Below are 21,838 nucleotides of genomic sequence, written 5' to 3' on the forward strand. Positions count from 1 at the left end.
GATTATGTTGTTTATGATAACCTTCCCGAGGAAGATCACCTGACTGGAAAGACGTTTACTCAGCGTATAGAGAGAACGAATTTAACTCAGCGTACTCGAATAAAAAGACTGAATAGAAAAACTATCAGTTATTCAAAATCCGAAGAAATGTACGATAAGGTGATAGGAACTTTTATTGAGCGTGAGTACTATTTTTGATATTCAATCTAACTATTTAATACATGACCCAATATCTCACGTATACGATCAGCGAAGGGGGCTCCCGTGTAACCGCCATTCGCCAGGATATTCGTCACATCAATAAGCGCATTCTTGTGCATAGTAAAGGCTGCCAACATGCCTTTTCTGTCCGTCACATCAGCGGTAGTCACCGTGATAGCATGGGGAAGTCCCTGGTTGTCCACGGCAATATGCTGCTTGATACCGGACACCTTTTTACCCGCGTCATACCCTTTTTCACGCGCCGTGTCCGTGTTCCTGACACTTTGCGAATCAACTATCACGAAAGCGGTGTTGACGTTCCGACCATGGTTGATGCGGACCTCGCCAACGACATTTTTTTAAAGCTTGCTCGAGCAGGCTGGGTTCGGTTTCTGACGGCTTCTCTTTCCAAAGTTTGAAGTAGTAATAAACCGTGCTTTTGGAGGGAAAATTGCTGGGCAGCATATCCCACTGACAACCGCTCTTGAGTAAATATAACAATGCACAAAATACCTCATAGACATCGACTTTTCTGGGGCGTGTGCGCTTCCTGTTACTGAGCAACAGGGGTTCAATTTCCATGAACACTTCTCGACTAATGTCACTAGCATAAGCTTTTCTCATCCCAGCAGTTTACATGAGAACCTATTCAGGTTTAAAAAGATTCTGAATAGGTTCTCAGAAACTTATTGGATATTGCAGCCAGATAAACCTATTGAATGTGCTAAAGGTGCTGCCAAATGGAGAAATAGTAATTTAATGCAACTGGTGATCAGCTCTGATTTTTATGACATCTATAGAAGTCTTGTTGGCAATCGGGTGAGAGTAACTGGAAGCATCATGTATTCGGAAACTGGACACCATCATACTCCGCTGATTCTTAATACTCAAAGAATTGAAGCAGCTCATAAGTGACATATTGAATAGTGTGGGTAAAACTACAGCATCTATGTAGTATTCTTGAGTCGAAACCAGTTGTATAACAAAGATGGTTAACTTATCAACTGATAATTTCTCTATTTGTAAAAAGATTGATGAATCTTGTTTAGAACAATCAAATGAACCTCAATGGAAGAAATTTGCAGTAGAAAATAAAAAGCAGATTGATCATTATAAAAAAATGCAAGAAAACTAAAAGAAAAAACCAAACCTCGAATGAATTACGAATACGAAAAATCGTAAACAGAGTCACTAAAACAGCAGGATACTATGATTTCAGCGTTTTTTATCAATAATTATCGCTCTATTCGCGATTTGCGGATTGTACTTGGTGCTCTGAATGTCATTACAGGGCCAAACGGCAGTGGTAAATCTAATTTATATCGGGCATTGCGATTATTGTCTGAAACGGCTCAAGGGGGAGTGGTTAACTCTTTGGCTCTTGAAGGTGGTTTGGATTCTGCATTTTGGGCTGGGCCAGAAACTTTCTCCAATGCCGTACGCACTGGTACTTTACCAGTGCAAGGCAGGGTAAGGCGGGAAGTGAAGCGTTTGCGCCTTGGGTTCACGACTGATTCATTAAGTTATTCTATTGCTCTTGGCTTACCAGAGCCGTCAATGTCTGCTTTTACGTTAGATCCTGAGATTAAACAGGAATGTATTTGGGGTGGAGGAAGCTACCATCCAGCAGGTTTAATGGTTGAGCGAAAAGGGGCGATAATTCGGGTCCGTAAGGGCCGAAAGTGGCAAATTGCATCAGAACATATTAATAGTTTTACCAGTATGTTCGATCAGCTTGCAGATCCTTCAACTGCACCGGAAGTCTTTCACTTGCGTGAATTTATTCGTGGTTGGCGTTTTTATGATCATTTTCGTACTGACAGTGATGCACCAGCTCGCAAAGCACAAATCGGGACACGTACACCTGTTTTACACCACGATGGGCGAGATCTGGCTGCCGCTTTACAAACAATCCGCGAAATTGGTGATGCTCAATTACTTGATGAATCCATTGATGATGCTTTTCCGGGGGCATCTTTGCATATTGCTCGTTCAGACGAAGGGCAGTTTACGATACAATTTCAGCAGCATGGTCTTATTCGTCCACTTTCGGGGGCAGAGTTATCAGATGGAACGTTACGTTATCTGTTGTGGATTGCTGCGTTGTTGACGCCTCGCCCGCCTTCAATGATGGTTTTAAATGAACCGGAAACAAGTTTGCATCCTGAACTTTTGCCTTCATTAGCTCGACTTATTATACAAGCATCCAGACATACGCAGCTTTGGGTTGTTTCGCACTCGCCAGTGTTGATTTCGTCATTGGGCCAATCTTCACTGTGTCAGCCGATTCAGCTTACAAAACAGCTCGGGGAAACGTATATTTCTGGAATAGATATTTTGGATGAACCTGCATGGCGATGGCCAGATAAGAATTGAATATCTTATTTTTGATTGAATCTGTCAGTATGTGATAATCACTCCTTGTTCAATAAATAGTGTGATTCTTCTCACGCTTTACGTTCGAATAAAGCAAAACTAGGAAATATTCCTAGTTTAACTAAGGCGCTAGCTCAAGCCAACCTTTCTCCAGTTTCTTAAACTGCTAAGCAATAACAATACCTACGAAAATTTTCGCATTCTTGCGGTTCGCCTTTTTTATTTCTACCTGCATCAAAAAGGTCCTTCTTCTCGTAGTTATCTAAGGATTTCACATGATTAAAATTTTAGAACAAATCCGTAAGCCGACGCTGGATCTTCCAGCAGAAGTACGCAGAAAAATGTGGTTTAAACCCTTTATGCAGTCGTACTTGGTCGTTTTTATTGGTTATATGGCTATGTATTTGGTACGTAAAAACTTTAACATAGCTCAAAATGACATGATCTCGACTTATGGTTTGTCGATGACGCAATTGGGCTTGATAGGGTTAGGATTTTCTATTACCTACGGAGTTGGTAAGACCGTCGTTGCTTATTATGCAGATGGTAAGAATACTAAACAATTTTTGCCATTTATGTTGATTCTATCTGGTCTTGCCATGCTGGGTTTCAGTATGAGTATGGGTAGTTCCAGCATCAGTCTTTTTCTGATGGTGGCATTTTATGCGTTGAGTGGTTTTTTCCAAAGTATAGGTGGGCCTGCCAGCTACTCGACGATTACTAAATGGACTCCCCGTAATAAGCGCGGAACCTACCTTGGTTTGTGGAATATGTCACATAACGTAGGCGGAGCCGGGGCTGCGGCAGTTGCACTTTTTGGTGCCAATTATTTCTTTAATGGTCACGTGATCGGGATGTTTATTTTCCCTTCTATTATTGCGCTGATCATTGGTTTCATTGGATTGCGTTATGGTAGCGATTCCCCTGAAAGTTACGGTTTGGGTAAAGTAGAAGAGTTATTTGGTGAAGCTGTTAGTGAAGAAGACATAGCGGCAGAAGAAAATAACATGACCAAACGTGAGATCTTTGTTGAATATATACTGAAAAACAAAGTGATTTGGTTACTCTGTTTTGCCAATATTTTCCTTTATGTCGTGCGTATTGGTATCGACCAATGGTCAACGGTGTATGCGTATCAGGAGTTGGGACATTCAAAAGAAACAGCCATCACTGGTTTTACCATGTTTGAAGTTGGGGCGTTGGTCGGGACATTGATGTGGGGTTATCTGTCAGATTTGGCCAACGGTCGTCGCGCTCTGGTTGCTTGTATTTCGTTAGGTTTGATTATTGTCTGCCTTGAGTTCTATCAGCATGCTACCAGCGAATTCATGTATCTGGGTTCTCTGTTTGTACTCGGTTTCTTGGTGTTTGGCCCACAACTGTTGATTGGCGTGGCTGCGGTTGGTTTCGTGCCGAAAAAAGCAATTAGTGTTGCCGACGGTGTTAAAGGAACGTTTGCTTATTTAATCGGTGACAGTTTTGCCAAACTTGGTTTGGGTATGATTGCTGATGGTGTACCTATCTTTGGTTTGACGGGCTGGAAAGGGACATTTGTTGCTCTTGATGCTTCAGCATTTGCGTGTCTTAGCTTACTCGTTTTTGTTGCTATCGCTGAAGAGAGAAAGATCCGAAAAATAAATAGAATCAAATAGATCATATTGCAAAAATACAGGTGCTGCTTTATATCCACAGCAGCATCTTTTCATTGTTTTTTTATCTGGAAGCCGCATCTATTGCGAATCTATCCTAATAAGAGTAGCTTTATCTGATTCTCTAATTAGATAATAAATAGTGATGATTAAAGTAGCCTTAGTGGATGATCATGTTGTCGTGCGTTCAGGATTTGCACAGTTACTGAATCTAGAATCTGATATTGAAGTGGTGGGCGAATTTAGCTCATGTGCTGAAGCCAGACAAGGCTTGCCAGGTTCAGGCGCAACAGTCTGTATTCTCGATATTTCGATGAAAGATGAAAGTGGGTTGTCATTACTGCCCGATCTTCCTTCAGGTATTAGCTGTATTATGTTGAGTGTTCATGATTCTGCCACGATGGTAGAAAATGCGTTGAAGGCAGGGGCACGTGGTTATCTCAGTAAACGCTGTAGCCCGGATGAATTGCTTCAGGCGGTGCGTACCACAGCAAATAATGGTTGTTATTTCACACCGGATATTGTGCTTAAATTGACGTCATCAAAAAATAATCCTAAGTCATTGGATCATCTGACTAAACGGGAACGGCAAATAGGTGAGATGCTTGCCAGAGGTATGGATGTCAAGATGGTAGCGGTCGAATTGGGACTGAGCCACAAAACGGTGCATGTTCATCGAGCCAATGCGATGAGTAAATTAGGGGTAACAAATAACGTTGGGCTGGCAAATTATTTTTCCACTAGTGAGCCTTAATGCGTCGATATTTGCTTAATTCATTTTGCGGCTGGCTGTTGTTTTCCTGTTGGTGGTTTTGCTTATGGGTAATTGCTTACTATTTTGTCAATGACTCAGAGCTGGCTATCTTATTTTTTCCTTTCGCTTTACGCCTTGGGATTGTATTACATACCCCTAAGCGTTACTGGCCGACCATTTACGGCGCAGAATGTTGGCTCACCATTGGTTTGGCGTTGTTAATGGGGCAACCCCAATGGCTTACGATCTTAATGGCCAGTATAGCCAGCCTGCCCCTTGTTTGGTTTGCCTGCCGATATTATGGTGGCAGCCAATGGCAACGATTTGCTGTCATGATGGGGGTCATTCTTGCAACGTCAATCATTAATGTTGTGGTGGTAAGCAATCATAATTCTGCTTTGGTTATTGCATTTTTGGTAAGTTTAACCGGCGGTGTGATGCTGGTTCCTTTGTGTTATTTAGTGTGGCATTACTTGTTTCAAAATATTTGGTTTCCTTTGACTGCCAATCTGGTATCTCATCAGATTCATTTTCGCCTCCGTCACATTATTCTGTATACCCTCTTGTTTATAGGGAATATCTTCATTCAGATTGGTGTTCCGAATGAATTGCGTTACTTTGCCCCTTTTTGTTTAGCCATCCCAATTATTTTGTTAGCTTTTCGTTATGGCTGGCAAGGTGCTGTGCTCGGTACTCTATTGAATAGTATCGCATTGATTGCCGCACGCAGTGGTGTTTCGAATATGGAGATCACTGATTTACTGTTATCACTTTTGGTACAGACATTAACTGGGATCATGCTAGGGATAGCGGTCCAGCGTCAGCGTGACCTCAATGCACAGTTAGAGCGTCAATTACGCTGCAATCACAGCTTATCCCGTCAATTAGTGAAAGCAGAAGAATCAGTAAGACGGGAAATTGCACGGGAATTGCATGATGAAATTGGTCAGAATATTACCGCCATTCGTACACAGGCTAATATCATCCAGCGAGTAGAAGTGGCACCCATTAGCGCTAATTGTGCGAAAACTATCGAATCATTATCCCTCAATGTTTATGATACAACTAAAGGATTGCTTAGCCGATTACGTCCTAAAATTCTTGATGATCTCGGCTTGAAAGAAGCAATTGAACAATTATTGCGGGATATGGAGTTTGAAACCCATGGTATAGTAGTGGATATTCATTGGGTTGCAGATTCTGCTGCGATCATTGAGCAACTGAGTGACACAACCAAAGTCACATTATATCGCCTTTGTCAGGAAGCCCTGAATAATGCATTGAAATATGCTCAAGCGGATCGCATTGAGTTGCATTTTTCCGTTAAGGGGATGATTCACCTATTGATTAAAGATAACGGCATTGGCTGTAAGGCTGAAGATCATATGAAAGGATTTGGATTACGGGGCATGCGCGAACGTGTTCAGGCTCTTGGTGGAAAGTTTTCGATTCATAGCGAAAAACGGCAGGATGGTTCTACTTATTTGGGTACTGATTTATCGATTATTTTGCCTAAATTTTAAGGCAGAGGGTGGCGGATTTAGAGCTTTAAAGATATGAAAAGGCCCTCGGAATGAGGGCTTATATAATCAACGAAATATTTTATTATAATTAAGAATATATGATTTTGGGTTTGAGTTACAAAGCATATCATATGCCTCATAAACTATTTTTTGATCTTGAGGATTGTTGCGCACCATAGCAATATCTCTCTTATCTGAACTCACTTTTTTCTTAAGGTGTGCAAAAGCCTTATCTGTAAGACCAAGAAACATAACTTTATCGGTTTCAAGATCATAAATCTGATAAGTATCTACGATGCTGGCATAAGCAGTTGCAACGACTCTGGATGATGCACGACAGAATCTACCTATATTTACTTCTGTGAATTCCCATGACTCTCTTTTTGTATTCTAAACATTAAAAGAGGAAAAGCTTCCCCTTTTAACTCCTTGATTTAATTGAATTCCCGCTCTATGCGAGAAATTAGTAAAATCAACAGGTTATCTAAATTCGGGATTTCCCATCTTTAACTTCTGCATGGTGCATGTTTTCCCGATTTCAAATCGGAAAATTCTTTTGGCTGATACTCTGCATATTAAATAGCAGATTTCTGCCCTATAGCGACAGTCGCTTCCTTTCTTACCGTTCCGCAATCTCCTGCTTCTCTTTCAGATAGTCGTATGCTGAAATTTATCAAAGTTGTAGTAAGTGGAAAGCATGTCTAATACTATAGAGCCATCCTCTGAGTTGGAATTTCTGAGTGCTTTTCTTGTTTGTACATACATATGTACATATTTGATTGCTATAACGAATTATATAGATGCAATTATTTGTTTTTAAAGTAATAAAAATAAATAGCCTAAATTTTAAGGCATGTTATGACATTTTTTTCTCAATCAAAGCCAGCGCATCACAATCATTTGTCTGATGGAGAGATCCGGGAACAATACCGTTATTGGCGTTTGCATATAATGCTGAGCCTTTATGTAGGATATGCGCTGTTCTACTTTACGCGTAAAAATTTTAACTATGCGATGCCTGCCATGATAGCTGATCTTGGCCTCGATAAGAGTGAAATTGGTCTTATCGGTACTTTGTTCTATATCACTTATGGTTGTTCCAAATTTCTTTCCGGTATTATTTCGGATCGTTCAAATCCCCGCTATTTTATGGGAATAGGACTGATTGCTACGGGGATAATCAATATATTTTTTGGTCTGTCCAGCTCGGTTGTGATGTTTACCTTTCTTTGGATACTAAACGCTTGGTTTCAGGGATGGGGTTCGCCGTCATGTGCTAAGTTGCTCACCTCTTGGTATTCTCGTTCAGAACGTGGATTCTGGTGGTCGTTATGGAACACATCACATCATGTAGGTAGTGCGTTGGTTGCTTTGTTCGTCAGTTTTTTAACGTTACATTTTAGCTGGCGGGAAGGGTTTATTGTGCCGGGCTGTATGGGCATTTTGGCAGGACTATTTTTATGTTGGCGATTACGTGACAAACCTACGACGATGGGATTACCGACTATTGGTCAGTTTCGTAACGATCACTTGGAAAGGATACAGGAAAGCCAAGGGCAAGGGTTAACCACCAAAGAAATACTGAAAACTTATGTTTTTCGTAATAAATACATTTGGTTGCTTTCATTTAGTTACGTGCTGGTGTACATCGTCCGTACCGTGATTAACGACTGGGGAAACCTCTACCTGACGGAATATCATCATTATGATTTAGTGAGTGCAAATGCGGTATTATCACTTTTTGAGGTTGGTGGATTTATGGGGTCGCTGGTGGCTGGTTGGGGTTCAGACAGATTATTTGCAGGTAATCGTGGGCCGATGAATTTGATATTCGCGATGGGGATTTTTTTGTCAGTGGCCGCTCTGTGGTTAATGCCTGTTACTGATTTAGTTTTCCAATCAATTGGTTTTTTTACGATAGGTTTTTTTGTTTTTGGCCCACAGTTGCTGATTGGCATGGCTGCGGCTGAATGTTCACATAAAGATTCTGCGGGTGCTGCAACGGGTTTTGTTGGCCTCTTTGCCTATACCGGAGCCGCCCTTGCTGGTTATCCTTTTGCCATCATTCTGGAAAATTACCATTGGACGGGGTTGTTTATTACCATTTCCATCTGTTCTGTTTTGATAGGTTTATTATTACTTCCATTTTTGCAAGCTCAGTTTCCCCGACAAAGAACCGAGGAACTATGAGTTTAGTTGTATTTTAACATTTGTAATTGAGCGGTATAAAATATCTTCTAGCATTATTGTATAATATATTGGTTTATTGCCTATTACACCATTCATCCTTGGCTATTTCCCAAAATTCACAGTTATATTTTCCTGATACATATTCTTTTTCTTCCACTCTTGTTAATCTGGCTCCCTGTCTCAACGAGACTCTTTGCGAGCGCTGATTAATACTGGCTTTTTGTGTGGTAAGGACGGATTTTCCCAATGTGTGAAACCAATAATCAGTGACTTTTTCACAGGCTTCACGCATCAGCCCCTGGCCTTGATATTCTGGAGATAGCCAGAAACCTCTATTATTATCTTGTTTATCATATAACCCAATTATACCAATGAGTTCATCAGGATGAGTCTTTAGCCTTATAGACCATATCCATGCTTTTCCTGCTTGTATTGTTGGAAGGGCAATATTATTGACAAAGTACTCTGCTCCATCGTCGGGATAGGGCCAGGGAACGGCACTGCTGTCTAAGTATTTGACGATATCCCAATGAGGGAATTTTTGCTGAATTTGAACGGTATCATTACAAACTAATTTTTTTAATAGAAGTCGCTTAGTTTCTAAATTATTAAATGGCATAGCGATCTCATTTGTAATAATAATGTTATTTAATGGTAATCAAAAACAATAGGTTTAGAGTTCAAAATAGTCAACGTGTTTCTTCAATTTGGCAAAAACATGGGGTCTAAAAACATGGTATAGTACACCCTTAATTTTTTCCTATCCCATCGGAATGTTATGTCTTATCAATGTCCTTTATGTCATTCACCATTATTGTTTACCCATCATCAATGGCGTTGCGAAAATAATCACCAATTTGATTGTGCTAAAGAGGGGTATGTTAATTTGCTGCCCGTTCAGCATAAACGCTCAAAAGAGCCGGGTGATAGTATGGAGATGATGCAAGCGAGAAGGACGTTTTTGCATTCCGGTCACTATTATCTGTTGCAGCAAAAAGCGATTGAATTGCTTGATGAGTATTTGCCTGAAACGGCTGACTCGTTACTGGATATTGGTTGTGGTGAAGGATATTACACGGCTGAGGTGCAGGAGCAGTTAAATCTTCTTCGGCATTTGGCGGTATATGGATTGGATGTGGCGAAGGTTGCTGTTCGTTACGGTGCTAAACGTTATCCTAATGTCAATTTCTGTGTAGCATCCAGTCACCGACTGCCATTTTCAGATAGCTCACTAGATGGTATTTTGCGGATTTATGCACCCTGTAAGGCAACAGAATTGGCGCGAGTGGTGAAACCGCATGGTATTGTTTTAACTGTGACGCCAGGCCCACGCCATCTGTATCAATTGAAAGAGCTGATTTATCAGGAAGTGCATTTGCATCCTGAAAACTATGAACAATGGGAAGGCTTTAAATTAATTGCGACCGAAACCTTGGCATATCCAATGTCATTGGATGGTGAACAAGCCCATAATTTACTGCAAATGACACCTTTTGCTTGGCGAGCATCTGAAGACGTTAAAAATCAGTTGGTAGAGAAAGAGCAATTTTATTGTGAAGCAGATTTTACGCTGAAGGTATATCGACGTACTTGATAATCCACTTTTATATTTTCAATTACCTTCTTTGTTAGCCGAATTCATTCACCCCCAGCTACATAGCTAGCTATGTAGCTGGGGGTTTATTTTAAATTCACTTCAAATAATTGGATTGAAGTAAGAAACTATTCTGCATACATAAATAATTTAAGGTGTTCAAACAATATATTAAATCCAATGAGGATTAACACTAACCCACCAATCAATTCGGCTCTTTTACCGAATATAGGACCGATATAACGACTAATTAACATTCCCAGCGTAGCCATAATCATTGTTGTGATCCCTATGATCATGGCTGTATGCAGGATATTAACTTGTAAGAAGGCAAGACCGACACCAACAGCCATAGCATCTAAACTGGTTGCAATAGCCGTGAGAATTAATGTCATTGAACTGTGATTGCGTGGGATGGATTCGATGGCTATTTCGGGGTCACGTTTGAAACTTTCTATAATCATCCGACAGCCAAGAATACACAGTAATAAAAAGGCAACCCAATGATCCCATTCAATAATATATTGGCTGGCATATAATCCTAATGACCAACCAATTAAGGGAGTACAGGCTTCTACTGAACCAAATATGATACCTGTACGGATAGCTTCGCGAAAATGAGGACGATGGAGGGCAGCTCCTTTTCCTAGTGCTGCTGCAAAAGCATCCATGGAAAGTGCTAGAGAGAGTGTCAGTATTGCATAGGTATTCATCAAAATAGCCTCGGTTGGGTGATTCCATATACACATAACCCACCCCCAACCAATGGTGTTGCTATGTGTCTATGGTCTTGCCAACCGATTGATACCTTTTATCTGAAATCTATTAGGTATACAACCTGAATTCTGTCAGGCTCTTTTAGGCATTCGTACCACGTTTTATTTTAAACGAGTATGTTGATACGAATTTTCCAGAGATTGTCTGGAACAGGCTACTCCCCAATGACTAACGCGGACAATAACATATTCAGAATAAAAGGCAAAAAGTATTTTATTATCATCTTAAAGATGATATTGATAACTATTATCATCCTATGATCGATCGGATTAAATAAGACCAATGTGAATTATTGACCTTATTTAATATATGGATTTGAGATAGATGATGTTATTTATTATCCACCAGAAATTGATAAATTTTATCTAAGTCATCCAAATTTGTTACGGAAATATATATTTTATTATCTTCTAATTCGATCATAAGAATACCATCTTCAGATAAGTTCATTTCCTTAATTTTTGTATAAGAGAGAAATCGGTTGGAATAATAAAAACCGTGCTTCTTGAAGAGTAGTTTTGGTGAGCGAATATAACCAAGATATAACGTCATTAGTATGATGAATGATAATAAATAGGTAGTAAACTGGCTACCATGCGAGATGATATTGTTGTAAATAATAATGATGATTAAAACGATAAATATCAGGGCGTCAATCCTCTGTTTTCTTTTGAGTTTTATATTTAATTGTGTTTTCCCTTTGAGTTGATTGACAATGAATTCATCATAAATTGCAAAAGAAAGCATTAATAAAATTAAACCTATCAAGATGATATCATTCAAGCTCATTTTGTCTCCTGATTTGATAACCTTTAATAATAAGTAAGGGAGGTATTATCCTCCCCTTTATTTGTATAGCTAATAACTTTTTCGCCAAGGTTATTTGGCTAAGCCCAGAAAACCAAAATGATAACCTGCGATACCTATAACAAAGAAACCCACAATGATCCACAAAGGATTCATTTTTTTCCGCAATAGCCACATACAAGCAAATGTCAGTAATAGCGGGGCAATACCTGGCAATAGTTGATCCAGAACGGATTGGACAGATGTTATCTTAACCACGCCTGTTGTTGGATCAGGTACTTTGGATATAACGAGGGGAATATTGACTTTTGTCCAACTATTAACCAAAGCCCCCATAACAAAGAGACCTAGAATTGACGCCCCTTCAGTCAATTTTTGTAAGAAGCCGCCCCCCATGTCTTTGACGATATCCATCCCTTTTTTATAACCATAGGCGACGCCGTAATAACGAGTCAGCAAACGTACGAGGTTAAATAAGAAGAAGAACAGAAGCGGCCCTAACAAGCTACCACCCATCGCAATACCGGCACCAAGTGCCGCGAAAACAGGGCGAACGGTACCCCAGAATATTGGATCACCAACCCCAGCCAGTGGCCCCATTAAACCGACTTTAATCCCGTTGATTGCGCCATCATCAATGTCGGCACCGTTTGCACGCTGCTCTTCCATCGCCATAGTGACACCGAGAATAGGTGCTGCAACGTAAGGGTGGGTATTAAAAAATTCCAGATGGCGTTTGATAGCCTGCTTCCGTTCTTCTGTATTTTCCGGATAAAGACGACGAATGGCAGGTACCATTGAGAAGCAGAATCCCAACGCCTGCATACGTTCAAAGTTCCATGAACCCTGAAATAGACTAGAACGGAGGAAGACACCACGGATATCGCTTTGTGTCAGTTTTTTCTGGCTCATATTTGTTGTCTCTGACATGTTGTTCATCCTATTAATCTAATTCGTTATCAAGATCATTTGGGGTATTGCCGGCTGGAACGGCTACCTGTGATTGATTGTATTTGGGGCTAAGCTGGATATACAGGATCGCCAGAACAGCACCAACAATACCCAGTATCACGAGGTTTTGGACATAAACAGCAGCCACGAAACCAAGATAGAAGAACGGCATCAGATAACCCGCGCGCATCATGTTAATCACCATTGCGTAACCAACAACAACAATCATTCCACCTGCGATATTGAGACCTGTCGTGACAACTTCCGGAATGGAATGCAGTATATCTTGGACGCCGGATGTTCCGACGGACAATGCTACGCCCAATGAAGGCAATGCGATACGCATTGCTTGAAGCATTAATGCTGAAATATGAATAACGCTGATCGCACGTAGATTACCGTTTTCTGCGGCTTTATCTGCGGCGTGCTGGAATCCAACAGTCAGTGTGCGAACAATGATGGTCAGAACTTGGCCTGCCGCCGCTAGCGGGATAGCCAGCGCAATACCTGCACCGACATTTTGTCCACCCGCGATAACCAGAATAGTTGAAATGATGGAAGCTAAAGCGGCATCAGGGGCGACTGCTGCACCGATATTCATCCAACCAAGAGCAATCATCTCCAGTGTACCGCCGATGATGATCCCTGTTTTAATATCGCCTAACACTAAGCCGACTAATGTACAGGCAATTAATGGTCGGTGAAATTGAAATTCATCAAGAATGGAACCCATGCCTGCGATACAGGCAACGATGAATATCAACACAAGTTGAACAACGGTAATTTCCATTGTTTTTCTCCTGTAACCAAATGTAATTTGGTAAGAATTTTGTTATTGAGTAATGGTTAGTAAAATGAAATATTTTGTTGTTTTTAAACTTTCTTGAGCAGATCCATCATATTCAAACGAGGATCGCTGGCGACTTTACGAGCTTCAAGTTCTATACCACGAGAATTCAGCTTTTTGAAGGATTCAATATCTGTTTTATCAACAGAGATAGCGTTATTGATCTGAGTTTTACCCTGACGGAAAGCCATACCACCGATATTGATGGATTCCAATGAAACACCACCTTCGATGATACGCAACACATCGGTAGGGTTAGTGAATAGCAGCATAACGCGTTCGCCCGCATATTTAGGGTTGTTGTAAACGCGGACGCATTTAGCAACATCGATGACATGAGCGCTGACACCCGGTGGTGCAACTTGTTTCAATAAGGTAGAGCGAACGATATCTTGAGCAACTTCGTCACTGACGACGATGATACGTTTGACGTTAGTTTCTTTTGTCCAGCGGGTTGCAACCTGACCATGAATTAAGCGGTCATCAATACGTGCAAGCGCAATTTTCATGTGACCACCTGCCGTTGGTGCTGAAACGGGAGCCGTAACTGGAGCCGCAGGTTTGACTGGCTCTGTTTTTTTAACCTCTTCTTCTGGCTCTGTTTTTAGTGCCCGGATACCTTCTTTTCCTGCTTCCAAAGCAACAGAAACTAGTTCTTCCATTGATGGATTATCGTCACGGCACATGAAAGCTTCAACCAGCATTGGGACGTTTACACCAGTGATAATCTCGTAATTTTCTTTGTCTACCACGATACGGTTTGCAGCGTTGAACGGGCTGCCACCCCAAGTATCGACAAAAAACAAAACTCCTTGCGTTGTATCAAGTGATTCCAGTTTTCTGTTGTATTTATCGAATAACGTATCAGCATTTTCACCAGGTATGAAGTCGATATAAGAAACGTTTTCTTGTTCTCCAATCAACATCTCTGCGGTGTGAAGCAGTTGCTCTGCCGCAGCCCCATGTGTGCCAATCATAATGGCTATACTCACTTGTTTTCCCCTCTGTAACAATTGAATCCAGTTTTGGTTCAAGCTCAATATTCTTAATGTATCGTATTTCCTATTAACAAATATGATAGCTGCAAACATAAAGTCTTATCGAAAATCTATCTCTATATTTCACCTCTCATAGTGTTATATTTCGTTACATAAGAAAATATGTCGCTAGATTATCATTTGAAGCCTTCAAGAAAATTGCTATCAGTCAGAAAAATTAAGACAGGCTGTTTTAATAGGTGAAAACGGGGTTTTGATTTGTTATATATATTTTTTTGTTATTTTATTCTTAAATTTTATTTATTTTTGGTTTTTATTACTGTTTCCGGTAACATTTTATTAATTTTTACATAAAAAAATTGTGATACTTTTGTCATAAAATAGAAAAAAATATACTTTGATGATCCGTTTCAGCTAAAAAAATACCCCTACCAAATGGCAAGGGTATTTTTCCAGATATTTTTCAGGTGTAATGAAAGTAGGCAACAATACTATTCATTACAAGGTCAATGCGGTCATCACAAAGTCAATGAGTGGTATTTTATATTAGTCACACTGAACTTTGATCGCCAAGCCACCGCGTGAAGTTTCACGGTACTTCGCGTTCATGTCTTTACCTGTTTCATACATGGTCTCAATGACCTTATCGAGAGAAACGCGTGGCTCGCTGGTACGACGAAGTGCCATACGAGCTGCATTTATTGCTTTGACTGAAGCAATGGCGTTACGCTCAATACATGGGACCTGTACTTGGCCTGCAACAGGGTCACATGTCAGGCCGAGGTTATGTTCCATGCCGATTTCTGCCGCAATGCAAACTTGCTCAGGGCTTGCGCCAAGTAGCTCTGCAAGACCAGCGGCTGCCATTGAACAGGCAACGCCTACTTCACCTTGACAGCCAACTTCGGCACCAGAAATAGAAGCATTCATCTTATATAAGATACCAACAGCACCAGAGGCCAAGAAATAGCGGATGTACAGTTCCGGTGTCACTGGTTCAATGCAGTGATTGTAATAAGCTAAGACTGCCGGCACGATACCACATGCACCATTGGTTGGGGCTGTAACAACACGACCACCTGCGGCATTTTCTTCATTGACAGCCAATGCAAACATATTCACTAAATCAACGACATTCATTGGGTCATTGGAAAGGTTGTTTGATGATGTTAGCATGCGGTGCAGTGCTGCCGCACGGCGAGGAACGCGCAGTGGCCCTGGCAATATTCCCTCTGTATTCAAACCACGATCAATACAGGCTTCCATAGTCGCCCATACATCTGCGAAATACTCAGCAATTTCTTCTTTACTGTGTAAGTCCAGTTCGTTTTTCATCATCAAGCCTGAAACGGACAGGCCTGTTTTGTTGCAGTTCATGAGCAGGTCAGCAGCAGAACTGTATGGATAAGAAACAGGTTTGGTATCTTGAGATGGTTTGCCAAAATGTTCTTCATCAACAATAAAACCACCACCGATAGAGTAGTAGGTTTTGCTGTATATTTTTTTATCACCTGCGAACGCATGAATTTGCATGCCATTTTCGTGCAGTGACAGGTTATCGCTACGGAAGTTCATACCCCCATCGCGAGGAAAATCGACTTCATGTAAACCATTTGCCAGTGGCAAACGTTGAGTTTGCTCAACATCACGAATAAAACCTGGAATAGAATCAATATCAACAGTAGCTGGCATATTGCCAGCCAGACCCATGATGATAGCGATATCCGTATGGTGACCTTTCCCGGTTAATGAAAGTGAGCCGTATACATCAACAGCTACACGCGTGATAGAGGACATTACTCCTTGGTTTACAAGATCATCGACAAATTGTTTTCCTGCTTTCATCGGGCCAACAGTATGAGAGCTGGATGGGCCAATACCCACCTTAAACATGTCGAAAACGCTAATCACGCCAGACTCCTTTAAGAAGAAAGAGATATAGTTATTTATAATAAAGCGCGCTACTTTACTGTTATTTAGTAGTGTTGATAAAGGAGTTTACAGTTTTTTTTTAATTATAATAGCAATTGATATGATTTTGAATAATAAATGCACGAAAACAAGTCATCTTACGTTCGATTTAGGTTGTTTTTTGAACTTGTTGTGCGAGTTGGTAGAGAATAGCTGCGGTTAATCCCCAAATCATTTGTTCTTGATGCCAATAAAAGTAGATGCGGTGCTGGCGACTACGGTATTTTATGTCTAGATATTGATAGTGGGGCAGAGAAAGCGCATCAAACAGTGGAACTTCAAAAATCTTTGCCACTTCTGCGGGATTCGTCCGAAAAGAGATGGAGGGGGGAATTAGCCCTATCACCGGAGTGACACGATAGCCTCCTCTGCTATCCAGAGGGGCTAATTGCCCCAGTATTTGGACTTTATCTTGTGGAATACTGACTTCTTCTTCTGCCTCCCGCAAGGCGGTGGCAATAATGGAGTAATCTTCAGGGTCAGCGGCTCCGCCCGGAAATGCAATTTGACCTGCATGGGAACGGAGGCTGTGAGATCGCTGAGTGAGTAAAAGTGTTGGTTCCGGCTTACATATAATCGGCAGTAATACGGCGGCATTCCGTTCATTGTTTGCTAAATGCGTTGGTTGCTCAGGAAGCTGTAATTGAAACCGATGAATGAAGTCAGAAAGTGAAGTCATGGTATATCAAGTTTCCCTAATTGAGGTAAGATCCGCCCGAGTTTATCAAATGTTTCCTGATACTCTTTTTCAGCAATACTATCTGCAACAATACCACCCCCAGCCCAACAGTAAATTTTTCCCTTTTCTGTCAGTAAGGTACGAATAGTGATATTGCTGTCCATTGTACCGCAGAAACTAATATAGCCAATAGCGCCGCAATATCCATGTCTGCGATGTGGTTCCAGCTTTTCTATGATTTTCATCGCACTAATTTTCGGGGCGCCGGTAATTGAACCACCGGGAAAGCAGGCACGAAGTAAATCGGTAGCATGATATTTATCAGGTAAGAGTGCCGTAATGGTACTAACCAGATGATGTACGGCAGGGAAGGGTTCCACGACAAATAATTCAGTAACTTTAACCGAACCCGGAGTGGCAACCCGGCCAATGTCATTTCTCAGTAGGTCAACGATCATCAGGTTTTCAGCACGGTCTTTGCGTGAATTTGCTAATTTTTCAGCCTGCAGTTGGTCTTCGGCAGGATCTGGCAAGCGAGGTAATGTTCCCTTGATGGGACGAGTCTGGATTTTCTTATCTTCCAGCAGAATAAAGCGCTCAGGTGAAACGCTGATGATGCAGTGTTCAGGTAAGCGAATAAAAGCAGAAAAGGGAGCCTGATTACTCTCATTGAGTTGGGTGAATGCCTGCCATTCATCTCCCTGATAATCAGCATGGAAACGTTGTGATAAGTTAACCTGATAGCAATCACCACTCTGTAGATGACGATGGATTTGGGCAATTTTTTCGTGGTATTGTTGGTCAGTCATGTTAGAGTGCCACTGACTTGTCAGGGAAAAATCTGCCTTCCTGTTTTCCTGCAACGATTTTAACCATGCCAGCCGTCCATCAATATCGTGATAGCTCAGTAAAGTGGCTTTCTGTTGCTGGTGATCAACAATCAGCCCCCAGTCATAGATCCCAATCGCCATATCAGGAAAATTCAGCTCATTGGCTGCAATTGTGGGTAATTTTTCAATTCGTCGCCCAAGATCGTATCCCCATATACCTAATGCCCCGCCTTGAAAAGGGAGGTCGGGATCGAATGAGGGAGTGATATCACATTCATAAAGATGTTTTTTTAGCAACAGGAAGGGGTCTTCCTGAGAAAGAGAAACCTCGCCATCATGTGTAATTTCGGTAGACCCACCGTGAGTAACGAATGTTGTCACGGGTTCGGCGACGAAAATATCAAATCGATTATGTGGGTGTTCGGCAGCGCCGGAATGTAACAACATTGCCCATGGAGATGAAGAAATCGGGGCAAAATAGCGTGTGGCAAGGTCGGGAGTATAAGGTAGTTGTCGTTTTTGTAATGCAATCTTCATGGTGAACCAGTGTTGGCGTTAGATAATCAATAATAAATAGCCGAGATTATCACAGAATCTTACTCCTGACCTGAGATAAAAAGACTATAATCCCCGCTTGTGCTATTAATTGTTATCTTATGTCTGAGGTTCTAACTATGTTTTCAGGTATGCCAGCATTATCCCATGAAGAGCAGCAAATTGCGGTAGAAAGGATCCATCAGCTCATTTTAGAAGGAATGGGAAGTGGGGAAGCAATTGCCATTGTTGCTCAGGAGTTGCGCGATAAGCATCAGAACAATGAACAGATCCATGTTTTATTTGAGGATGATGAAAAATAGCTGCAACGCATTTTTAACAAAAATCACATAATTACTTTCTACTACATGTTAGTTTACTACAACTTTTAATCCATAATATTTGGATGGTAATAGGAGGTAATATGAAGGCAAGTCAGTTTATTCATCGTATGGGATTATTGGGTGTAGGGGTTTTGCTTTCTGTTTCATTTACTGCGACCGCTGCCGAGAATGAGCGTGTGGCGACGTTTGTTTCTTGTACTAATTTAACCAAAGATCAAATAGCAGCGCAGGTTAAGCAAGATTTTCTACAAAATCGCATTAACCATTGGGATAAAGATAGAAAGCAATTAGGAACGCCAAAACCAGTCGCATGGATAAATGTCAACGATATTACTGGTGATAAAAACGCATTGCAGGTTCCGCTTATTGTCCGAGGCTCAAAAAATGACAAAAGTTACAATGTCACTATTGATTGTCACAAAGAGACTATTAGTTATAGTGAAATAAAGTAAATAGACTGTCATGCTATCTTTAAATATGTACGGGATACTAGGAAAGTATCCCGTTTTGTTTAAACAGTGAGAGGCCTTGATGATGGAACAACGGAAACTTTATCCCCCTTATGGTGTGAATCAAACAGGGTATTTAGATACAGGAGATGGACACCAAATTTATTGGGAACTGTGTGGCAATCCGAAAGGTAAACCCGCAGTATTTATTCATGGAGGCCCTGGTGGTGGTATTGCAAATTATCATCGGCAGTTATTTGATCCTGAACGTTATCATATTATGTTGTTTGAGCAGCGTGGCTGTGGTCGTTCTAAACCTCATGCGAGTTTGGAAAACAATACAACTTGGCATTTGATAGATGATATAGAACGGCTGCGTAATTTGATGGGGGTTGAGAAGTGGTTGGTCTTTGGTGGTTCATGGGGATCAACCTTATCTTTGGCTTATGCGGAGAAATATCCCGACCGTGTGTCAGAACTGATATTGAGAGGGATTTTTCTGCTTCGGCCACAAGAATTGCATTGGTATTATCAGGAAGGGGCTTCTCGTTTTTTCCCAGATAAATGGGAACGCACATTATCCATTTTATCCGAAGAAGAACGTGGTGATGTGATTGCGGCTTATAATAAACGTCTGGTGAGTGATGATCGGCAAGTGCAATTGGAAGCGGCGCGTTTATGGAGCCTCTGGGAAGGTGAAACTGTAACGTTATTGCCTTCTGAAAATGCTGATTCATTTTCAGAAGATAAATTTGCTTTAGCGTTCGCACGAATTGAAAACCATTATTTTATCAATGGTGGTTTTATAGATGAAACCCAGCAGTTATTGGATCATATTGATGTGATTAGGCATATTCCGGCTATCATTGTGCATGGGCGTTATGATATGACGTGTCAGGTACAGAATGCTTGGGATCTGGCAAAAGCATGGCCGGAAGCTGAATTGTACATTGTGGAAGGCGCGGGGCACTCTTTTGATGAAGCGGGCATTTTGCACCAGTTAATCCAAGCCACCGATAAATTTGTTACTCAATAACTAAGATAACCACCCTCGAAGTGGTGGTTATCTTTTTTCATCTATTTAACGGCTTTTGGGCTCATAAGGTAAGCGGGACAGGAATCTCGATTGTTGGCGGTAGTGACTTAGACGCTGTTGGAAATATTCCCGCAGATGCAGTGGTTGTGACTGTTTAATAGTGTCAGAAATGACAGGCATATTATAGCGCTCTTTAAAAGCAACGCCGGATGCTGCTAAATCAACATTGACCTTATCCATCTCATCTTTGGATAATTTGGCTAAGTTATGCTCCATTATGGCCTCTCTAAAAGGTAATTCTCATTTATCGGGAGAGAAAATTAATCGACTCTTTTGACTTTAGCAAGTTGTTTAAAAAGTTTAAAAAGTTTAAAAAAACATCTTGGTAAATATAAATAATATCTATTCTCATTTTTATTATAAATTTAACTTTTTAAGTGGAAATGAAATTAAATAAAATTGATTCTTGTTTACTTATATTTAATGAGATTTATTCTTATATTTATAGTTAATTTAATCTTTTATTATCATAAGGTTAAATGTTTATATTTTATTTTTGTTTTATGTGTTTTTTCTTGGCATAATACATCTAATTTAATAAAGTTTTAGGAGGGTTGGCTGATGTTAAAAAAAGAAATGATCAAACAATTAAATGAGCAGTTAAATCTGGAATTCTACTCTGCGAATTTATATTTACAAATGAGCGCATGGTGTAGTGATAAAGGGTATGAGGGAGCCGCGGCATTTCTGAGATCACATTCACAAGAAGAAATGCAGCATATGCAGCGTTTGTTTGATTATTTGGGTGACACTGGTTCAATGCCTGTTTTGGGCGCTATTCAAGCTCCTCCTGTTGAATTTGATTCTATCTCTGATGTATTCAACCAGACTTATGAGCATGAAAAGTTGATCACAGAAGAGATTAATAAACTTGCTCATGTAGCAATGATGACACAGGATTATTCTACGTTTAACTTCTTGCAGTGGTATGTTGCCGAACAGCATGAAGAAGAAAAATTGTTTAAGTCCATTCTGGATAAATTGGATATGGTAGGTGGAAGTGGTAACTCTCTGTTCTTACTGGATAAAGAATTGAAGGAACTATCTATGGCACCCGCCCAGGCCTGATACTCTCTCTACTTTTCAAGTCATAATTTGAACTGTTTTGTACCGCTATTCCTGCTTTCTTCGTTTATTTTTGAGGCAGGAATAACGATTATTTTCATTTCCATCCTTATTTTTGAGTAGTACCTCACAGGTCAAGACATTACTCGTAGATTATCGCAGATTAAACTTTTTTTTTGATATAGAATTCCCATCTGAGTAAA

22 protein-coding genes, 1 pseudogene and 1 riboswitch are annotated in these 21,838 nt (G+C 40.7%); of the genes and pseudogenes, 12 read left to right on the forward strand and 11 right to left on the reverse strand.

Annotated elements, in window-relative coordinates; all coding sequences use genetic code 11:
• Positions 1-198: IS1 family transposase (locus Xhom_RS19880; RefSeq protein ID WP_244590797.1), on the forward strand; the 198-nt coding region annotated here is incomplete at its 5' end.
• A gap of 29 nt (positions 199-227) precedes the next feature.
• Here Xhom_RS19880 and Xhom_RS19885 read toward each other — a convergent pair.
• Positions 228-825, reverse strand: a pseudogene (locus tag Xhom_RS19885) (IS5 family transposase); the annotation flags it as partial.
• Positions 826-960: 135 nt separating this feature from the next.
• Between Xhom_RS19885 and Xhom_RS37640 the strand changes: the two are divergent.
• The 6 genes from Xhom_RS37640 to uhpC all read left to right on the forward strand — a co-directional run bounded on the left by Xhom_RS37640 (position 961) and on the right by uhpC (position 8,693).
• On the forward strand, positions 961-1,116 hold the full coding sequence (locus Xhom_RS37640; RefSeq protein WP_232326359.1) for a DUF4431 domain-containing protein: 156 nt from the start codon (positions 961-963) through the stop codon (positions 1,114-1,116).
• A 294-nt stretch (positions 1,117-1,410) separates the two neighbouring features.
• On the forward strand, positions 1,411-2,577 hold the full coding sequence (locus Xhom_RS19895) for an AAA family ATPase (protein WP_069316106.1): 1,167 nt from the start codon (positions 1,411-1,413) through the stop codon (positions 2,575-2,577).
• 275 nt (positions 2,578-2,852) lie between these two features.
• Positions 2,853-4,229, forward strand: a complete 1,377-nt coding sequence (uhpT, locus tag Xhom_RS19900; RefSeq protein ID WP_069316105.1) for a hexose-6-phosphate:phosphate antiporter — start codon at positions 2,853-2,855, stop codon at positions 4,227-4,229.
• A gap of 142 nt (positions 4,230-4,371) precedes the next feature.
• Positions 4,372-4,980 carry a response regulator transcription factor UhpA gene (gene uhpA, locus Xhom_RS19905; RefSeq protein WP_069316104.1) on the forward strand — a complete coding sequence of 203 codons (609 nt, stop codon included), beginning with the start codon at positions 4,372-4,374 and terminating at the stop codon, positions 4,978-4,980.
• Entirely contained in the window at positions 4,980-6,503 is a 1,524-nt protein-coding gene (gene uhpB / locus Xhom_RS19910; RefSeq protein WP_069316103.1) for a signal transduction histidine-protein kinase/phosphatase UhpB, read from the forward strand. Before uhpA ends, uhpB begins: the two co-directional genes overlap by 1 nt.
• 858 nt (positions 6,504-7,361) lie before the next feature.
• The gene (uhpC, locus tag Xhom_RS19920; RefSeq protein ID WP_069316101.1) at positions 7,362-8,693 is read left to right on the forward strand and encodes an MFS transporter; all 1,332 of its coding nucleotides are present in this window, start codon (positions 7,362-7,364) and stop codon (positions 8,691-8,693) included.
• 73 nt (positions 8,694-8,766) lie between these two features.
• On the opposite strand, the gene Xhom_RS19925 is transcribed toward uhpC, so the two are convergent.
• The gene (locus tag Xhom_RS19925; protein WP_069316100.1) at positions 8,767-9,312 is read right to left on the reverse strand and encodes a GNAT family N-acetyltransferase; all 546 of its coding nucleotides are present in this window, start codon (positions 9,310-9,312) and stop codon (positions 8,767-8,769) included.
• 159 nt (positions 9,313-9,471) lie between these two features.
• Here Xhom_RS19925 and rlmA point away from each other — a divergent pair, with 159 nt between their 5' ends.
• Complete coding sequence (rlmA, locus tag Xhom_RS19930; protein ID WP_069316099.1) at positions 9,472-10,287, forward strand: 23S rRNA (guanine(745)-N(1))-methyltransferase; 816 nt, start codon at positions 9,472-9,474, stop codon at positions 10,285-10,287.
• A 128-nt stretch (positions 10,288-10,415) separates the two neighbouring features.
• Here the strand turns inward: rlmA and mntP are convergent, their stop codons facing one another.
• The 8 genes from mntP to pabB form a co-directional block, all read right to left on the reverse strand.
• On the reverse strand, positions 10,416-11,000 hold the full coding sequence (gene mntP / locus Xhom_RS19935; protein ID WP_145957487.1) for a manganese efflux pump MntP: 585 nt from the start codon (positions 10,998-11,000) through the stop codon (positions 10,416-10,418).
• 122 nt (positions 11,001-11,122) lie between these two features.
• Positions 11,123-11,241: riboswitch (yybP-ykoY riboswitch) on the reverse strand.
• Positions 11,242-11,394: 153 nt separating this feature from the next.
• On the reverse strand, positions 11,395-11,853 hold the full coding sequence (locus Xhom_RS19940; protein ID WP_069316097.1) for a DUF986 family protein: 459 nt from the start codon (positions 11,851-11,853) through the stop codon (positions 11,395-11,397).
• Between the two features lie 90 nt (positions 11,854-11,943).
• On the reverse strand, positions 11,944-12,801 hold the full coding sequence (locus Xhom_RS19945) for a PTS mannose transporter subunit IID (RefSeq protein WP_069316096.1): 858 nt from the start codon (positions 12,799-12,801) through the stop codon (positions 11,944-11,946).
• A gap of 13 nt (positions 12,802-12,814) precedes the next feature.
• A complete protein-coding gene (locus tag Xhom_RS19950) occupies positions 12,815-13,612 on the reverse strand; it encodes a PTS mannose/fructose/sorbose transporter subunit IIC (RefSeq protein WP_069316095.1) in 798 nt (265 codons plus the stop codon).
• A gap of 83 nt (positions 13,613-13,695) precedes the next feature.
• On the reverse strand, positions 13,696-14,661 hold the full coding sequence (manX, locus tag Xhom_RS19955) for a PTS mannose transporter subunit IIAB (RefSeq protein WP_069316094.1): 966 nt from the start codon (positions 14,659-14,661) through the stop codon (positions 13,696-13,698).
• 552 nt (positions 14,662-15,213) lie between these two features.
• Positions 15,214-16,578 carry an L-serine ammonia-lyase gene (locus Xhom_RS19960; protein ID WP_069316093.1) on the reverse strand — a complete coding sequence of 455 codons (1,365 nt, stop codon included), beginning with the start codon at positions 16,576-16,578 and terminating at the stop codon, positions 15,214-15,216.
• 169 nt (positions 16,579-16,747) lie between these two features.
• Entirely contained in the window at positions 16,748-17,317 is a 570-nt protein-coding gene (locus Xhom_RS19965) for a CoA pyrophosphatase (protein WP_069316092.1), read from the reverse strand.
• Positions 17,314-18,684 carry an aminodeoxychorismate synthase component 1 gene (gene pabB / locus Xhom_RS19970; RefSeq protein ID WP_069316091.1) on the reverse strand — a complete coding sequence of 457 codons (1,371 nt, stop codon included), beginning with the start codon at positions 18,682-18,684 and terminating at the stop codon, positions 17,314-17,316. The genes Xhom_RS19965 and pabB overlap by 4 nt, the downstream gene beginning before the upstream one ends.
• Before the next feature lie 137 nt (positions 18,685-18,821).
• Between pabB and Xhom_RS19975 the strand changes: the two genes are divergently transcribed.
• From Xhom_RS19975 to pip, 3 genes are all read left to right on the forward strand, one after another.
• Positions 18,822-19,004: a YoaH family protein gene (locus Xhom_RS19975; RefSeq protein ID WP_069316090.1), complete on the forward strand. Its 183-nt coding sequence runs from the start codon at positions 18,822-18,824 to the stop codon at positions 19,002-19,004.
• Positions 19,005-19,105: 101 nt separating this feature from the next.
• Positions 19,106-19,477: a protein YebF gene (gene yebF, locus Xhom_RS19980; protein WP_069316089.1), complete on the forward strand. Its 372-nt coding sequence runs from the start codon at positions 19,106-19,108 to the stop codon at positions 19,475-19,477.
• 82 nt (positions 19,478-19,559) lie between these two features.
• Positions 19,560-20,510: a prolyl aminopeptidase gene (pip, locus tag Xhom_RS19985; protein ID WP_069318437.1), complete on the forward strand. Its 951-nt coding sequence runs from the start codon at positions 19,560-19,562 to the stop codon at positions 20,508-20,510.
• A 45-nt stretch (positions 20,511-20,555) separates the two neighbouring features.
• Here pip and Xhom_RS19990 read toward each other — a convergent pair whose 3' ends face one another.
• Entirely contained in the window at positions 20,556-20,786 is a 231-nt protein-coding gene (locus Xhom_RS19990; protein ID WP_069316088.1) for a DNA polymerase III subunit theta, read from the reverse strand.
• 345 nt (positions 20,787-21,131) lie between these two features.
• Between Xhom_RS19990 and ftnA the strand changes: the two genes are divergently transcribed.
• Positions 21,132-21,638: a non-heme ferritin gene (gene ftnA / locus Xhom_RS19995; RefSeq protein WP_069316087.1), complete on the forward strand. Its 507-nt coding sequence runs from the start codon at positions 21,132-21,134 to the stop codon at positions 21,636-21,638.
• Positions 21,639-21,838 lie beyond the last annotated feature (200 nt).

The sequence above is a fragment of the Xenorhabdus hominickii genome, assembly GCF_002632725.1.
GTDB classification, from domain to species: domain Bacteria; phylum Pseudomonadota; class Gammaproteobacteria; order Enterobacterales; family Enterobacteriaceae; genus Xenorhabdus; species Xenorhabdus hominickii.

Coding starts and splice junctions, on each gene's coding strand:
- pabB (WP_069316091.1), bottom strand. CDS start 18,684: ATGAAGATTGCATTACAAAAACGACAACTACCTTATACTCCCGACCTT.
- Xhom_RS19950 (WP_069316095.1), bottom strand. CDS start 13,612: ATGGAAATTACCGTTGTTCAACTTGTGTTGATATTCATCGTTGCCTGT.
- Xhom_RS19895 (WP_069316106.1), top strand. CDS start 1,411: ATGATTTCAGCGTTTTTTATCAATAATTATCGCTCTATTCGCGATTTG.
- Xhom_RS19975 (WP_069316090.1), top strand. CDS start 18,822: ATGTTTTCAGGTATGCCAGCATTATCCCATGAAGAGCAGCAAATTGCG.
- pip (WP_069318437.1), top strand. CDS start 19,560: ATGGAACAACGGAAACTTTATCCCCCTTATGGTGTGAATCAAACAGGG.
- uhpC (WP_069316101.1), top strand. CDS start 7,362: ATGACATTTTTTTCTCAATCAAAGCCAGCGCATCACAATCATTTGTCT.
- Xhom_RS37640 (WP_232326359.1), top strand. CDS start 961: ATGCAACTGGTGATCAGCTCTGATTTTTATGACATCTATAGAAGTCTT.
- Xhom_RS19965 (WP_069316092.1), bottom strand. CDS start 17,317: ATGACTTCACTTTCTGACTTCATTCATCGGTTTCAATTACAGCTTCCT.
- uhpB (WP_069316103.1), top strand. CDS start 4,980: ATGCGTCGATATTTGCTTAATTCATTTTGCGGCTGGCTGTTGTTTTCC.
- uhpA (WP_069316104.1), top strand. CDS start 4,372: ATGATTAAAGTAGCCTTAGTGGATGATCATGTTGTCGTGCGTTCAGGA.
- mntP (WP_145957487.1), bottom strand. CDS start 11,000: ATGAATACCTATGCAATACTGACACTCTCTCTAGCACTTTCCATGGAT.
- Xhom_RS19925 (WP_069316100.1), bottom strand. CDS start 9,312: ATGCCATTTAATAATTTAGAAACTAAGCGACTTCTATTAAAAAAATTA.
- Xhom_RS19940 (WP_069316097.1), bottom strand. CDS start 11,853: ATGAGCTTGAATGATATCATCTTGATAGGTTTAATTTTATTAATGCTT.
- rlmA (WP_069316099.1), top strand. CDS start 9,472: ATGTCTTATCAATGTCCTTTATGTCATTCACCATTATTGTTTACCCAT.
- ftnA (WP_069316087.1), top strand. CDS start 21,132: ATGTTAAAAAAAGAAATGATCAAACAATTAAATGAGCAGTTAAATCTG.
- yebF (WP_069316089.1), top strand. CDS start 19,106: ATGAAGGCAAGTCAGTTTATTCATCGTATGGGATTATTGGGTGTAGGG.
- Xhom_RS19945 (WP_069316096.1), bottom strand. CDS start 12,801: ATGTCAGAGACAACAAATATGAGCCAGAAAAAACTGACACAAAGCGAT.
- Xhom_RS19990 (WP_069316088.1), bottom strand. CDS start 20,786: ATGGAGCATAACTTAGCCAAATTATCCAAAGATGAGATGGATAAGGTC.
- uhpT (WP_069316105.1), top strand. CDS start 2,853: ATGATTAAAATTTTAGAACAAATCCGTAAGCCGACGCTGGATCTTCCA.